Here is a 15181-nt window from a genome sequence, read left to right as displayed (position 1 = left end):
TTGTTTTTCGGTGTATATAGGTATGTATTCGCATGGGTGTGATTTTTAAATTTATATATACTTGAGTGTTTTTTGTTTGTTTGGAATTAATGTTTGGTTTTTATTCAAGGATTGAATTTGTGCAATTTGATATGCTAAAAATAGATGAATATACATTACCTGTTTCTGCAGATAATCCTTGCGGTAATGATCCTCGTGAAAATGTTAGTCCAACTTCAAGGTATTACTCCCTTAAAGATGTAAGAAATAGTGCAAGAGCTAAAGAGCGTAAAGCCTTAGTTGATGAAGAAAACGTGCTTAGCGTTGCCACAGATTGGCGGCCGATCGCCGAGCAGGTTCCACAAGCATTAGTTGATGAGTGTAAAGACTTGGAATATGTCGCTTGGTTTATTGAAGCGCGTTGCAGGTTATCGGGTTTTAAAGGCTTGGCCGAAGGCTTTGTGCTAGCAGCGAAGTTGATAGAACTGTACTGGGATGCATTGTATCCGACTCCCGACCCCACAGATCTCGAGGAGAGACTTTCTCCCTTGATAGGCCTTAATGGTGTTGATAGTGAAGGCTCACTTATTCAGCCGATAAAATCCATTTTGATATCACAAGGCTCGACTTATGGCGCTTTTTCTACTTGGCAATATGATCAGGCGCAGGAAGTGGCAAGATTAGATAAAGACAAGCAACAAAAGCGCATAGATGCAGGTGCTGTGAGTTTAGAAGAGCTGGAGTTAAGTATAAAAGAGACTGACGATGAGTTTTATCTTCACTTGTGCCAAGACTTAGAGCAGGCCGTTGCCGGGTTTAATTTACTCTCTACAGCCATGGACAACGCCATGCAAGGCGTGCCGCAGCCGACAAGTTATATCAGTAAAGCATTAGCACATTGTCAGCAACAAGTCCTCACGATTGCCGAGCCAATTTTAAATAAGCATCGAGTTGCTGATGATGAAGCTGAGTTATCACATCAGCAAGGTGTTGAACTGTCTCAGAATAAACCAACTAATGATAAAAATATTATTAAGCAGCTTAGTTCAAGGGAAGAGGCTATTAATAATCTGAGTAAGGTTTCAGAGTTTTTTAGAAAAACAGAACCACATTCACCAATGTCTTATGCCATAGAGCAAGTGATTCGTTGGAGTGATTTAAGTTTGCCTGAATTATTAAATGAATTGATTCAGGATGGTGAAGCAAGGAATGGTTATTTTAAGTTGTCGGGTATTAAGCCTGAAGAATGATTTAACTTGCGAGCATATAAAGGAAAGGAGTTCTAATGAGTATTCACGATAGATTAAAAAGAGTACGAAAACCACGAGTACATATTACATACGATGTGGAAACAGAAGGGACGGTAGTTAAAAAAGAGTTACCTTTTGTTATTGGTATCACGGGTGATTTTACTGGGCACAACACAGAAAACTTAAAGCCTTTAAAAGATCGTCGGTTTATTCAGATTGATCGCGATAATTTTGATGATGTGATTAAGCGCATGAACCCAACGTTGTCGCTCGCGGTAGAAAATACTTTGGCGGGTGATGATTCGCAGTTAAAAGTCGATTTAAGTTTTAACTCATTAGAAGACTTTGAGCCAGCAGCGATTGTTAATCAAGTTGAGCCGTTGAAAAAGTTGATGGAAACCCGCAATAAACTGCGAGATCTGATGACCAAAGTAGATCGCTCCGAAGATCTTGAGAATATCCTTGAGGATGTACTGAACAACACGACGAGCTTAGAAAAGTTAGCGCAAGAATTAGATATTCAAGGAGCGGAGTCATGAGCACGGAAACAGCGGATGCGGTATTAGAACCAGCAGCAGAGCAGGCGAGTGTCTCTTTGTTGGAGCAGGCTATTGGTGCAACAAAGCAAACCGATTCAAATCGCGCCGAAGAATTGATTCGCTCGCTTACTGAGGAGGCGTTAAAAGGCACGGTAAAATGGAATAAAAACCTGACAGTGACCTTTAATGAAGCGATTAAAGTGATCGACAGCGTAATCTCAAAGCAGCTGGCAGCTATTATGCATCACGATGACTTACAAAAGCTCGAAGGCAGTTGGCGTGGGTTACACCATACCGTGAGTAATTCAGAAACGAATGAAACTCTTAAGATTCGTATGATGAGCTTAAGTAAAAAAGAGCTCCATAAGGATTTAAGTAAAGCGGTAGAGTTTGATCAAAGCCAGATGTTCAAAAAGATTTATGAAGCGGAATTTGGCACGCCAGGCGGCGAACCTTATGGCTGCTTAGTTGGCGATTACGAATTTAGCAATCACCCTGAAGATGTCGAAACCTTGTCGTTAATGTCTAACGTGGCAGCTGCGGGCTTCTGTCCATTTATTTCCGCTGCAGGATCATCGCTATTTGGCTTTGATGACTGGACTCAGTTGAGTAAACCCAGAGACTTAGAGAAAGTCTTTGAGTCATTGGAATATACTCAGTGGCGTTCTTTCAGAGAAAGTGATGATTCTCGTTTTGTTTCCTTGACCATGCCTAGAGTGCTCGCTCGACTACCGTATGGTAATGCGACAAAGCCAGTTGAAGAATTTTGCTATGAAGAGTTTGAACTGGATGAAACCAGTACTCGCTCTAAAACCGCCAATCACGATGATTACTGCTGGATGAACTCCTCTTACGTGATGGCAACCAATATGGGGCAAGCTTTCAGTAAGTATGGATTCTGCACGGCGATCAGAGGCGCAGAAGGAGGCGGCAAGGTCGAGGGTTTACCTGCGCATATCTTTACCAGTGATGATGGCGATCCTGATCTTATGTGTCCAACTGAGATCGGTATTACAGACCGCCGTGAAGCAGAGCTGAGCAAGTTAGGTTTTCTGCCACTGTGCCATTACAAGCATACCGACTATGCGGTGTTTTTTGGCGCGCAGTCTTGCCAAAAACCACAGATATTCTCCAGTCATGATGCGACTGCTAACGCCGCAATTTCATCTCGTTTGCCATACCTAATGGCGACATCACGTTTTGCCCATTATCTGAAAGTAATGGCGCGAGATAAGATTGGTAGCTTTATGGAAGCGGAAGATGTTGAGTCTTGGTTGAATCGTTGGATTTTATCTTTTGTTAATGCATCAGAGGGAGGGGGGCAAGATATTCGTGCCAAATACCCACTCGCTGATGCAAAAGTCGAAGTGAAAGAGATTCCTGGACAACCAGGCAGCTATAACGCAGTTGCATGGTTAAGGCCGTGGTTACAGATGGAAGAGCTTACTGCCTCGCTAAGGCTAGTGGCAAAAATTCCTAAAGTGGGCTAACTGCGCTTTCAAAGATATGCGCTTTCAAGGATAGATATCTGCATGAGTCAGGAAAGCATTTCATTTGTTGATGATGAAATATTTCAGCATGATGCCGCGTGTACATTTGCGGCATCTGAACCACAACTCCGGCTTAAGAATAAGCATTTAGTGGAGCGATTTTTGCGCGAGCCTAATAGTAGAAGATCTCTGCTGTTATGGTTAGAAAATAGTGGTGCTTCACTCCCTCGCTTAGATAAGCAGTCTATCTATCCTTTGTTGTTAAAAGCAGTCAACGAGATTGACCGTAAAATAGCGCAGCAACTTAATGCGATTATTCACCACCCCAGCGTGCAGCAGCTTGAAGCAAGCTGGCGTGGTGTATTGTATTTGGTCGAGCAAAAACAACGCTGTGATAAATCAGAACGCGTCAAAGTAAAGCTGCTTGACTGCAGCTGGAAGACCTTGAGCAAAGATATTAATAAAGCGATAGAGTTCGATCAAAGCGAGTTTTTTAAGCTTATTTATAACAATGAGTTTGATATGTCAGGCGGTGAGCCGTTTGGGGTAGTTGTCGGCGACTACATGATAGGTAATCGACAATACGGTGGACAAGGTTTCAATGATATTGAAGTGTTGAAGGAGATTTCTCGTACTGCCGCTGCGGCATTCGCGCCATTTATTTCATCGGTTTCACCGACTTTTTTTGGCGCTGATGATTTCTCCGATCTTGCCGTTAGTACTCACTATGCAGATACCTTTGAACAACCTGAATACATTAAGTGGCATGCTTTTAGGCGTATGGATGATGCCCGATTTATCGGCTTAACGTTGCCGCAAATTCTTATGCGTCCACCTTATCGAATTGATGGCTTACGCAGTGAAGGTTTTAAGTTTAAAGAGCAAATATCACAACCACAACGCGATCATCTTTGGGGTAATGCGGCTTATGCATTTGCTGGTATTTTGATTCGGGCTTTTACTGAATCAGGATGGTTTGGTCAGATCCGTGGAATGCAGCCAGGACAAAAGAAAAAAGGCTTAGTGAGCGACTTGCCTGTTTGCCAATATGAAACGGATTTACATCGTAAAACAAGTAAACCTTCGGTGAATTTACTGGTGACAGATAGCGCAGAAAAGTCACTATCAGATCAAGGGTTTATTCCGCTGTCTCCCATTCCAGGTTGCGAACATCTGGTGTTTTACAGCAATGCCTCCGTTCAAAAGCCACAGCAGTATGAGCGTTTGGAAGAGAGTATAAACGCAAAGCTATCAGCAATGCTGCAGTACATTTTGTGTGTCTCTCGGTTTGCCCATTACATTAAGGTGTTAGGCCGAGATAAAGTGGGCTCTTCACTCTCTGCCGAACAATGTCAATCAGAATTACAAAAATGGCTGCATCAATATACTACCGCGTCAGAATCCGCTTCGGATGAGATACGCAGTAAATACCCATTACGCAGTGCCCAAGTACAGGTCAAAGAGATGCGGGGGAAGCCAGGACATTTTTATTCCATCATTCAGCTTCAGCCCCATTTCCAACTTGATCAAATGGTATCAAGTATCAAGTTGGTGACTGAATTAACGCCAAGAAATTAAGTAAAACGGGAAAAATAACATGGAAATAGTTAAGCAGATGATTCAAGAAGCCAAATTAACTGAGGCGATTGAATTTGTGCAGCAACAGCTAAAGGATGACCCCCTTAACCCTGACTTGAAGAGTACCTTAATTGAACTCTTATGCATTAATGGTGAGTTCGAACGGGCAGATAACCTGCTGAATTTAATTGTGCAAAAGCATCCTGATTTTCTAATTGGTGCGGCAAATTTACGCCAGCTGATTCGTGCTGCGCAGTCGCGCCAAGATTGTTTGAATGGGCAGAGCGTTCCTAAATTATTTCAAGACGTTGATGCTCACAGCGAAGCTTTTATGAAGCTACGTTTAGAGCTCAGTCAAGGTCCGTCAGATGAGGTGAGTCAGCGAGCCCAAGCCCTAGAGTTAGCAAGGCCTGAAGTTGCCTTAACTATCAATGAAAAGTGTAACCAAGAGGTGCGTGACCTCGATGATACTCTCGGTGGTTTTGTGGAAATTTTTGGCACCGATGGCAACTACTATATTGCCCAGCTTGCAGAGATAGATTACTTGCATTTGAAACCTGTCTCATCGCTTATTGAACATGTTTGGCGCCGGGTTGATTTAGCGATTAAAAACGGACCAAGCGGTGAAGCCCATATTCCGGTGGTATATGCCATGAGCGAAACAGACTCGCAAAAGCTGGGACGAGAGACTGACTGGTTAGAGGCGGCTACTAATGTGATGACAGGCCGTGGCATGAAGATGTGGTTTGCAGATAATGAGGCTGTGCCATTTAATGCCATTAACAAGCTTGCTGCAGCCAGTTAGGTATAACGCTTGATGACCACTAATACCGCTATTGGCTCTGCCAAAATACAAGCCTCGTTATTAGATCGATTAATCGATGATGATCCGCAATCTGCCGATAGCAAAGAAAGCCATCGAGGTCTGAACTTACAACAGCTGCGCAGTAACGTTAGGCGTGATTTAGAGAACCTGTTGAACGCTAAGGTGCAGTGGCACAAATGGCCATCGCATTACCATGAGTTAGAGGCATCTTTGCTCAATTATGGTCTTAGTGACTTTTCAAGTATGGCTGTGGCAAGCCTCGAAGGCCGGCAAATGTTATGTCAACAAGTTGCTGACACCATCAAGCGATTTGAGCCTAGATTTATTGAAGTCTTGGTTGAGACCACTGATACAGAGCAACCGTTAGATCGCATATTACGCCTGCGGATTAATGCGCTGCTGTATGCCGATCCTGAGCCGGAATATATTACGTTTGATTCTGAGGTTGAGCCCGTTCATTTAGGTATGACAGTAAATGAGGCCGAATTTTGAACCAAGAATTACTGAAATACTACAATCGAGAGCTAGCCTTTATTCGCCATATGGGGGCCGAGTTTGCTCAGCAGTACCCTAAATTAGCGGGGCGATTGCGACTGAGTGACGAGCACGTTGAAGATCCTCATGTCTCAAGGTTGATAGAAGCATTTGCGCTTTTGACTGCGCAAATTAGGCAGAAACTTGATGATAGTTTTCCTGAACTGACTGAAGCTTTACTTGGTCAACTCTATCCAGATTATCAAGCTCCTATTCCTTCTATGTCGGTGATTAAAATCGAGACAGAGAATGTCTCGACTACAGGAGTTGTATTACCAAGGGGGAGTCAAGTCGATACGCAGGTTGAAGGCATGAAAACTTGTCACTTTCAGACTTGTTATGATACGAAATTATGGCCGTTAGATGTCATTGATGCGCAATTTGAAAATGCCCCTTTTAATGCCCCGAAACCAATCTGGAATGAGCATGCTAAATCGACGTTAACCATCAGTCTGGCCGGCGAATTTACTGAAGTATCGATGGCAACTTTAGCAATCAAAGAGCTGCGGTTCTTTCTTAATGGGCAGGCACATCAAACCTTTCATTTATATCAGATGCTGTTTGAGCATTGTATTGGCATGGCCATCTCGCCAAAGGGTCAATATAACCAAGCTAAATATATTGAAAGACGCCATATTCAAGCAGTGGGTTTTGCTGAGCAACAGCAAGTTGTTCCATACAGTCAACGCACGTCATCGGGTTTTCGCTTGTTGGTGGAAAACTTCCTTTTTGCTGAGAAATTTCTATTTTTTGATTTAGTCGATTTGCAAGATTGTTGGCAACATTTGCAGAGTGAGTTTGAGTTACATTTTTACTTCAATACCACTGCAGAAGATCTTGAGAAACAGGTTAATGCCAATCATTTCATGTTGGGGTGTACACCCATCATCAATTTGTTTGAGCAAGAGCTTGAGCCTATTAGCGTCGATTCTGCTCAGTACGAGTATAAGCTGCAAGCGCGATATTTAGATGCAGAAGTTTCTGAAATCATCGCCATCAACGAAGTTGCAGCGTTTGATCCAGCTGATAACAGAATCAAGGTCAGCCCTTTCTATGGTGAAGCTCATCCCGCTTATTTAGGCCAAGATCGTTTGTTTTGGCATGTGAGAAGAGAAGCCGCGAGTTGGGCTGGTGGCTATGCAGAGCAAGGGACAGAGTTGTATTTGTCTTTAGTTGATAAGGATTTTAAAGGGTTTGATATAAACGCCGACGATGAGTCTTGGGTGCTCAGTGCCAAAGCGCTTTGCAGCAACCGAAATTTAGCTGCACATCTGCCTTTTGGGACTGATGAACCTAAGATGTTCATTGCTGAGCGGGCGGATATTATTAAAAAAGTGAAGTGTTTGCATGCGCCCACCTTACCGGTACGCCCGGCACTATCTGATGCGTCACGTTGGCAACTAGTGAGTCACCTGACGTTAGATAGTTTTAGTGGGGCTCATGCGCTGAAACATTTAACAGAAACACTAAAACTGTATGACTTTAAAGCTTCACCAGAGAATAAAGCGTTAATTGATAGCATCATTGCGGTGGATATGGCCCCAGCAACAGCCCGAGTAACCCATGCAGGTAAAGTGGGCTTCTGTTCGGGAACGGATATAGAGCTTACGTTTAGCAAAGATCATTATGCCGGTTCGGGAGTGTTTTTTTTCTGCAGTGTTTTGGACCACTTTTTTGCTCAATTTGCGGTAGTTAATAGTTTTACCCGTTTAAGTCTACGTTTTAGCGGCCAAGAGCGGCGTTATTATACTTGGCCTGCCAGAGCAGGTAGTAGGCCGCTGCTATGAGCATTGAACAATTATTGCTATCGCCAAATGAACATGATTTTTATCAAGCGGTTTTTCAAATACAGCGTCAGCTTAGTGATGATAAAGCGAGCTTTCATGGTGTCGGTCATGACAGTTTACCAAACCAAGAGTTGATTCGATTTAAAGCTGACCAACACTTGGGGTTTCCTGGGCAGTCAATCAGTAAGGTAGCAATTAAAGATAAACAACTTAGTCATGGCACGGCTGTCGACATGAGCGTTTCATTTATGGGGCTTACAGGCCCAAGTGGCGCACTACCGCAACACTATAGTGAGATGGTATTGGCTAGATTGAAACTCAAAGATACTGGTATGAAGGACTTCTATGACCTGTTTAATCATCGATTAATCTCATTGTTCTACCGGGCTTGGGAAAAGTACCGATATAGTGCCAGTTATCAACTAGGTAGCGACACTAATATAGATTCATTTTCTTCAGTATTACAGTACTTTAGTGGTCAAAGTAGTTTAGCTAAGTATTACGCTGGTTTTCATCATCGTGCCAGCCCCAGTGCCGAAAGTTTAGCGACTATGTTAAGGGAGTTTACCCAAGGGCAGGTTGAGGTCGCACAGTTTCAAGGTCGCTGGCAGAGATTAAAACCTGAGGAGCAAACACAGCTAGGTGGTCGTTGTCGACCTGAAGGCCAGTACGCATGTTTAGGCGTTGATGCCAGCTTAGGCAAACAAGTCTGGGATATCAATTCGGCAATCAAAATTACCCTTAGCTTTAAGAGCAGTGAACTCGCTGCTGAGTTTTTGCCGGGTAAGCAAAAAACTAAATGGGTAAAGGCGTTGATAAGCGATTATTTGGGCAAGGCAACGCAGTTTAAGTTGCAACTTAATGCCACTACCGCGCAAATGCCCACTGCACAACTATCCGCCAATGGGCTTGGTTTAGGCTCAGGTTGTAGTTTAGTGAGCCGTCCCTGTCAGTCACAAAAAGTACAAACAATATCTATTTAAACTCTTTACTAAAGGATTAGCGATTATGTCAGCGATGACACTGAGTAAATTAGTAGAAAAACTTAACCCGAACAGCAAAAGAGCGTTGGAATCTGCTGCGAGTATTTGTCACAGTCGCAGCCAGTTTACCGTCGAAATTGAGCATTGGCTGTTGGCAATGTTAGAAAGTGACTTGGCTGATATGACGCTAATTTGCGATCACTTTTCAATTGATAGGGCACAGTTATCTGATGAGCTCAAGCGAGGTTTAGAGGGCTTTAAAACCGGTAATAGTTCAGCGCCCAGCTTATCACCCCATATCGTGAATCTGTTGCGGCAGACGTGGCTTAACACCAGTATTGAGTTTGCCGATACTCAGATTCGCTGTGCTTATCTCATCTATACCTTACTTAATGACGACTCTCTAAGTGCACTGGTATCACGTAGTGCTAAACAGTTATTACACATTGACAGTGGCCAGCTATTACATCATTGGCCGGAGATGAGCCGTCAAGGTCAGCAACAATCAACGGAATCTGTTAATGATTCGCTAGATGCTGAAAAAAGTACGACATCAAGCTTGGCTCAGTTTACTCAAAACCTCACCGCTGACGCCAAAGCCGGCAGAATCGATCCAATATTAGGCCGAGACAATGAAATCCGCCAAATGATCGATATTTTGACTCGGCGTCGACAGAACAATCCGATTTTGACCGGTGAAGCTGGCGTGGGGAAAACTGCAGTAGTAGAAGGACTAGCATTAAAAATCGCCCAGCGTGATGTGCCGCCTGCGTTACAAAATGTCGCCATACACATGCTTGATTTAGCGTTACTGCAGGCTGGTGCTGGGGTAAAAGGTGAGTTTGAGAATCGCTTAAAGACATTAATCCAAGAGGTAAAGCAGTCTGCCCATCCCGTTATTCTGTTTATCGATGAAGCACATACTATGATAGGTAGCGGTGGAGCAGCAGGTCAAAATGATGCGGCTAATTTATTGAAACCTGCATTAGCGCGTGGGGAATTGAGAACGATTGCAGCAACCACTTGGGCTGAATATAAAAAGTTCTTTGAAAAAGATGCCGCGCTGACGCGCCGGTTTCAAGTGGTGAAAATAGAAGAACCAAGCGAGCAGCAAGCTGTGGTCATGATGCAAGGGTTACTACCGATAATGGAGCAGCATCATAACATCTTGATTAATGAGCAAGCATTAAATGCCGCTGTCAGCTTGTCCCATCGCTATATCACAGGTAGGCAACTTCCAGATAAAGCAGTCAGTTTACTCGATACTGCTTGTGCGAGGGTGGCAATGAGCCAAGCTTCTACGCCTGGTGCAGTGGAGGCGCTAGAGCGGCAAGTTGTGCAATTGAACACACGAATGGCATTACTGCAACGTGAGGTCAAAACGGGCGAGAATCATAGCAAGACACTCAAACAGTTAAAGCTGGAGTTGAAGTCAGTTGAGCGTGAGCTAGTGCCTTTGCAACAATTGTGGCAGCAACAGCTTAATCAAGTAAAACGTATTGCCGAACTTATCAACCTATTGCAAGCGGATGACGTTGACAATGGTGCAGAGTTGTTGATGGAACTCAGTAAGATAAAACAAGACCTTACAGAAACAGAACAACTGATGGTGCATTGGCAAGTAGACGGCCAGTTAATTGCAGAGGTAATTTCAGACTGGACCGGAATTCCTGTTGGAAAAATGCAACAAGATGAGATCAACACCATTTTGTCATTAAAGCAAAGTATGGCGAAAAGGGTGGTTGGCCAAGATCATGGCCTTGAGATTATTGCTAAAACGGTACAAACCTCACGAGCACAATTGGGTGATGAAAAGCGACCTATTGGGGTGTTTTTATTAACCGGTCCAAGCGGGGTGGGGAAAACCGAAACGGCATTGACCCTTGCAGAGCAAGTGTATGGTAGTGAAGACAACCTTACCGTCATCAATATGTCAGAGTTTAAAGAAGAGCATAAGGTGTCTTTGCTATTGGGATCGCCTCCAGGGTATGTGGGTTATGGCGAAGGAGGGGTCTTAACTGAGGCCGTCCGTCGTAAGCCATACAGTGTCATTTTGCTTGATGAAATGGAAAAGGCTCATCCAGGTGTACAAGACATTTTTTATCAAGTGTTTGATAAAGGACAGATTAAAGACGGTGAGGGCCGTGATATCGATTTCAAAAACACCATTATTATCATGACATCTAACGTAGGCACAGACACTACTATGTCTTTGTTTGAAGATGAAAATACAACCCCTTCGATTACTGGGCTAACAAAAGCGCTACAAGATGATTTACTTGAGTTCTTTAAACCAGCATTTTTAGGTCGCGTTAATGTTGTTCCTTATGTGCCTTTATCGGTTGAGACACTTAATAAAATCACTGAGCTTCAGTTGGCTCGTGTTGGGGTACGACTACAAGATAACTATCAGGCTAAGTTTAATTACACCGATCTCGTTGTCGATAAAATTGTGTCTATGTGCCAAGACTCAGGATCGGGGGCACGTAATATACATCGTATTTTACAGCAAACATTATTACCCGACCTCTCGGTTAAAGTGTTAGAGAAAATAGGAAAAAATAGAAAAACAACCTCTGTTAATATTGATGTAAATAAAAAAGGTTTCACTTATAAGGTATAGTTTTCTTTTTAAATAGTTAGTTTGGGTGTGCAAAGTGTGGGATTGGTTTTGGAGTTGGTCAATCCCACAAGCTTTATTTTTCCTAGCTTGTAACATCAAAGTGTTAAATTAATTTGTTGATGTAAGTCAATAGTGCTATTTGTTTGTTTTAATTCAAGTGCTGCAGGTTTAAGTTGTTGTTTTTGCTGGTTATTTATTTTGTTTTTGACTTGTATTTTAATATTGATGTTATCAGTGTTTTATTATAATCTTCGCCCGTAATGTAATGATTGATATTTAAATTGGTTTTTATTTATAGATTTAATTTAAATGTAAATTAAATTTGCATTCAATTTGTTTGCTTGGTCAAACAGTAATTAGCCTGTCCAATAACGGATGATTAAACGCACAAGGAGCATGAATAATGCAAGCGAATACTTATTTAAACTATGAAGGTATAAAAGGCGAAACGACAGCAGAAGAATACAAGGATATGATCACAGTCTTATCTGTTGACTGGAATGTGAGTCGTGAGCTGACTTCTTATACGGGAACTGCACAAGATCGTGAAGCGAGTGCAACTCGTTTGGGTGATGTCACAATCACTAAGTTACAAGATAATGCGTCAACTTATTTATTCGAAGAAGCAACCATTGGTAAAGGCAAGAAGGCTGTTTTTCATATCACCAAACAGGGTGACAAAATTGAAGAGATTATGCAGATCGAACTGACAGATGCCATGATCTCAAGCTACAGCGTGTCAATTCAGGGTGACCGCCCTGTTGAGACTATCACTATCAGCTACACAGAAATGATGATGGCTGTGACGCCAACAGATGACAAAAACAATGTTACTGCAGCGCTTCGTTATGGCTACAGTGGTGTTAAAGGTCAACAAATGTAATTGCATTTGCGATCAAAGGCCTTGGGATCTGATGATTCCGAGGTCTTAGTTTAGATTTACTGAGGCAAGGAATGCTAAAGGCGACACAGGCAAATAACATAATCAGTATCCAAACCCCGTTGGGTAAAGATGCGTTGTATTTAACTCACTTATCTGCTGATGAGGCGATTTCACAGTTATTTTCTATTACGGTTTCCATGTATGCGGTCGGCACGAGTATTTCGCTACCTAGTTTGGTGGGGAAAAGTGTCACTATTGCCTTGAGAAATGCTTTTTCATCAGGGGCTGTAAGATACTTTAACGGCGTTGTTAGTCATATGGAATCTGCAGGCATGAGAACTGCAGCAAGTGATGTTAGTGAAGATTATATCGACTATCAGGCCGTGATAGTACCCGCAGCAGCACTAATGCAAAAGCGCACCAATTGCCGTATTTATCAGAATTTATCGGTTGTTGATATTGTCAGTGATCTGTTTGGTCAACATAGTGTGTCGTTTCAAGATAAGACCACCAAAACCTATCCTAAATATGACTATTGCGTTCAATACCAAGAATCAGATTACGATTTTGTTGTAAGGCTATTGCAACAAGAAGGCATTTTCTATTTCTTTGAACACAGTGCATCAGCGCATACGTTAGTGCTAGCCGACGATATTACTGCGTACAAAAAATGTGCTGAAGACCAAGTTAGATGTTATTCAGGTCATCTGTCAGAGTCCCATGTCGTACATTGGCAAGGGGGGTTATCTATGGTCAGTGGCGCATATACCCAAAAAGGTTATGACTTTGAGCAACCCAGTTTATTTCCGCTAGGTAGTATTTCTCAATCTGAACTACCGGCTCAGTCAGCACTGGAAGTATTTGATTATATTGGTGAATCAGAAATCAATAAACGTCCTCAGCCTTATGCAAACAGTCAACTGGAAGCGGTACAAAAGGATATGTATAAGTGTTCTGGGCAAAGTGACTGCCGTAGTTTTGCTGTGGGTCAGTTCTTTACCTTTAAAGATCACGAAGATAGCCAATACAAAGGGCAGAGTTTTGTTGTAACCGCAATGCGCACTAGTGCCACTCAAGCAAATCAATCCGGTGCAAGTCAATCTCAAAGTAATTGTGTATACAAAAATGACTTTGAATGTGTGCCTAAATCAACCCCCTATCGACCAAGTAACCTACAGAGAAAACCGTTAATTAATGGGGTGCAAACGGCAATTGTGACAGGCGACGCTGGTGATGAGCAGCATATTGATAAGTTTGGTCGAGTGAAAGTGCAGTTTCACTGGGACCGAGAAGGGACATTTGACGGTAAAAGTTCGTGCTGGATCCGGGTTGCCCAGAATTGGGCTGGCAATAAGTGGGGAGCATTTTTCTTTCCAAGAGTTGGCCAAGAGGTGTTAGTGGAATTTATTAATGGTGATCCCGACCAGCCCATTGTCAGTGGTGCTGTGTATAACGCCGATTTAATGCCGCCATATGCGTTGCCAGCCAAGAAAACACAAAGCGGTATCAAAACCCGCAGTACGAAAGAAGGTGCCGCAGATAACTTTAATGAACTGCGTTTTGATGATGAGAAAGGTAAAGAGCTGCTGTTTTTACAAGCGGAGAAAGACCATCAGTTAAATGTCAAGAATGATCAATTCGATACCATTGGTCGTGACCGTATCGGCGAGGTTGGTAACGATGATCGCCTAACGATAGGTAATGATGCCGCCATTGATGTTGCTAATAATGTTGCGTTGACTGTCGGTAAAGATCGCCTTAGTGACATTGCAAGCAACGATAAGTTAACCGTAGGTAAGACACTTAATATCGAGGCAGGCAAAGAGATTGTGCTTAAAACCGGCTCGGCCTGTATCAAGCTCAGCAGTGACGGTGCGATTAGCATTGAGGGCACCAACATTAAGGTAAAAGGCACTAACGTTAAAGTTGATGGTACCGCTATCGCGTTGAAAGCGGCACAGATAAAGTTGAATTAATGATGGAGTTTGTCACATACCCTGAAATAGGTGTTGCAGGCGAAGGCTGTAAAGGGATTCTATTTTATTGTCAGTTTGGCCATAAATATTTGATCTGTCATCCCGTCGACAAGCCTGAGGACCCATTTCTGCCATTACCGAGAATGGATGTTTGGTGTACCCCTTCTTACGGAAGGCAACTGCTGTCTTTACGTCACCCATGGCGAAATGACGCCAGTGTATTAGCACAGTTGGTTAGCTATTTATCTGGGGAGAGACTGGCTAACCAATTGGACGAGTATGACATGATCACGCACCTAGCAATCGCGATGCAACAACGCCAACTGTTGGTATTTCCTTTGGAAAATGACTGAGGATGGATGTGTTTAATATAAGGATATTTCTATGGCTATGCCCGCAGCAACCTTAACCAGTATGCATGTTTGCCCCAAGGTTAATCCGGGACCGGTTCCCCATGTTGGCGGGCCAGTCGTTGTCGGTTCGCCCAATGTGTTGATCGGTTCTCTGCCCGCAGCTCGACAAGGAGATAAGTTGGTTTGCGTTGGCCCTCCCGATTCTATTAGTGCTGGTTCCTCATCGGTAATGATTAACGGTAAACCCGCTGCAAGGATGGGGGACAGTACCGCACATGGAGGGAAAATTGTTGTTGGAAATCCCAGTGTACTCATTGGTTAGCCAGTGAATAACTACAAATAATGTTTGTCCACCTAAAATGATTAATATAAATGCCTAT

At 43.0% G+C, this 15181-nt stretch carries 13 protein-coding genes; all 13 read left to right on the top strand.

The window, feature by feature from the left end; all coding sequences use genetic code 11:
* The first annotated feature begins 119 nt into the window (after positions 1-119).
* The 13 genes from tssA (at position 120) to ACHUFW_RS11920 (ending at position 15123) form a co-directional block, all read left to right on the top strand.
* On the top strand, positions 120-1229 hold the full coding sequence (gene tssA / locus ACHUFW_RS11980; protein ID WP_394203326.1) for a type VI secretion system protein TssA: 1110 nt from the start codon (positions 120-122) through the stop codon (positions 1227-1229).
* A 35-nt stretch (positions 1230-1264) separates the two neighbouring features.
* A complete protein-coding gene (tssB, locus tag ACHUFW_RS11975) occupies positions 1265-1768 on the top strand; it encodes a type VI secretion system contractile sheath small subunit (RefSeq protein WP_394203324.1) in 504 nt (167 codons plus the stop codon).
* Entirely contained in the window at positions 1765-3258 is a 1494-nt protein-coding gene (tssC, locus tag ACHUFW_RS11970) for a type VI secretion system contractile sheath large subunit (protein ID WP_394203323.1), read from the top strand. The genes tssB and tssC (ACHUFW_RS11970) overlap by 4 nt, the downstream gene beginning before the upstream one ends.
* Positions 3259-3300: 42 nt before the next feature.
* Positions 3301-4836, top strand: coding sequence for a type VI secretion system contractile sheath large subunit (gene tssC / locus ACHUFW_RS11965; RefSeq protein WP_394203321.1), 1536 nt, complete (start codon positions 3301-3303; stop codon positions 4834-4836).
* Positions 4837-4855: 19 nt separating this feature from the next.
* The gene (locus ACHUFW_RS11960) at positions 4856-5641 is read left to right on the top strand and encodes a type VI secretion system accessory protein TagJ (RefSeq protein ID WP_394203319.1); all 786 of its coding nucleotides are present in this window, start codon (positions 4856-4858) and stop codon (positions 5639-5641) included.
* A gap of 12 nt (positions 5642-5653) precedes the next feature.
* Positions 5654-6154: a type VI secretion system baseplate subunit TssE gene (gene tssE / locus ACHUFW_RS11955; RefSeq protein WP_394203318.1), complete on the top strand. Its 501-nt coding sequence runs from the start codon at positions 5654-5656 to the stop codon at positions 6152-6154.
* A complete protein-coding gene (gene tssF / locus ACHUFW_RS11950; RefSeq protein WP_394203316.1) occupies positions 6151-7983 on the top strand; it encodes a type VI secretion system baseplate subunit TssF in 1833 nt (610 codons plus the stop codon). The genes tssE and tssF overlap by 4 nt, the downstream gene beginning before the upstream one ends.
* On the top strand, positions 7980-8966 hold the full coding sequence (tssG, locus tag ACHUFW_RS11945) for a type VI secretion system baseplate subunit TssG (RefSeq protein WP_394203314.1): 987 nt from the start codon (positions 7980-7982) through the stop codon (positions 8964-8966). Before tssF ends, tssG begins: the two co-directional genes overlap by 4 nt.
* Before the next feature lie 25 nt (positions 8967-8991).
* Positions 8992-11589, top strand: coding sequence for a type VI secretion system ATPase TssH (tssH, locus tag ACHUFW_RS11940; RefSeq protein WP_394203313.1), 2598 nt, complete (start codon positions 8992-8994; stop codon positions 11587-11589).
* A 403-nt stretch (positions 11590-11992) separates the two neighbouring features.
* Complete coding sequence (locus ACHUFW_RS11935) at positions 11993-12472, top strand: Hcp family type VI secretion system effector (RefSeq protein ID WP_394203311.1); 480 nt, start codon at positions 11993-11995, stop codon at positions 12470-12472.
* A 71-nt stretch (positions 12473-12543) separates the two neighbouring features.
* Entirely contained in the window at positions 12544-14448 is a 1905-nt protein-coding gene (locus ACHUFW_RS11930; protein ID WP_394203309.1) for a type VI secretion system Vgr family protein, read from the top strand.
* On the top strand, positions 14448-14801 hold the full coding sequence (locus ACHUFW_RS11925) for a hypothetical protein (RefSeq protein WP_394203307.1): 354 nt from the start codon (positions 14448-14450) through the stop codon (positions 14799-14801). The genes ACHUFW_RS11930 and ACHUFW_RS11925 overlap by 1 nt, the downstream gene beginning before the upstream one ends.
* Positions 14802-14832: 31 nt before the next feature.
* Entirely contained in the window at positions 14833-15123 is a 291-nt protein-coding gene (locus tag ACHUFW_RS11920) for a PAAR domain-containing protein (protein ID WP_394203306.1), read from the top strand.
* The last annotated feature ends 58 nt before the right edge of the window (positions 15124-15181 follow it).

Origin of the sequence: Shewanella waksmanii, from assembly GCF_043643685.1 — a bacterium.
Taxonomy (GTDB): Bacteria; Pseudomonadota; Gammaproteobacteria; order Enterobacterales; family Shewanellaceae; genus Shewanella; species Shewanella waksmanii_A.
Note: the sequence above shows the minus strand (reverse complement) of the source record. Positions and strands in the feature narration are given on the sequence as shown.

Coding starts and splice junctions, on each gene's coding strand:
- ACHUFW_RS11925 (WP_394203307.1), top strand. CDS start 14,448: ATGATGGAGTTTGTCACATACCCTGAAATAGGTGTTGCAGGCGAAGGC.
- tssH (WP_394203313.1), top strand. CDS start 8,992: ATGTCAGCGATGACACTGAGTAAATTAGTAGAAAAACTTAACCCGAAC.
- ACHUFW_RS11920 (WP_394203306.1), top strand. CDS start 14,833: ATGGCTATGCCCGCAGCAACCTTAACCAGTATGCATGTTTGCCCCAAG.
- tssC (WP_394203321.1), top strand. CDS start 3,301: ATGAGTCAGGAAAGCATTTCATTTGTTGATGATGAAATATTTCAGCAT.
- tssG (WP_394203314.1), top strand. CDS start 7,980: ATGAGCATTGAACAATTATTGCTATCGCCAAATGAACATGATTTTTAT.
- ACHUFW_RS11935 (WP_394203311.1), top strand. CDS start 11,993: ATGCAAGCGAATACTTATTTAAACTATGAAGGTATAAAAGGCGAAACG.
- tssC (WP_394203323.1), top strand. CDS start 1,765: ATGAGCACGGAAACAGCGGATGCGGTATTAGAACCAGCAGCAGAGCAG.
- tssB (WP_394203324.1), top strand. CDS start 1,265: ATGAGTATTCACGATAGATTAAAAAGAGTACGAAAACCACGAGTACAT.
- tssE (WP_394203318.1), top strand. CDS start 5,654: ATGACCACTAATACCGCTATTGGCTCTGCCAAAATACAAGCCTCGTTA.
- ACHUFW_RS11960 (WP_394203319.1), top strand. CDS start 4,856: ATGGAAATAGTTAAGCAGATGATTCAAGAAGCCAAATTAACTGAGGCG.
- ACHUFW_RS11930 (WP_394203309.1), top strand. CDS start 12,544: ATGCTAAAGGCGACACAGGCAAATAACATAATCAGTATCCAAACCCCG.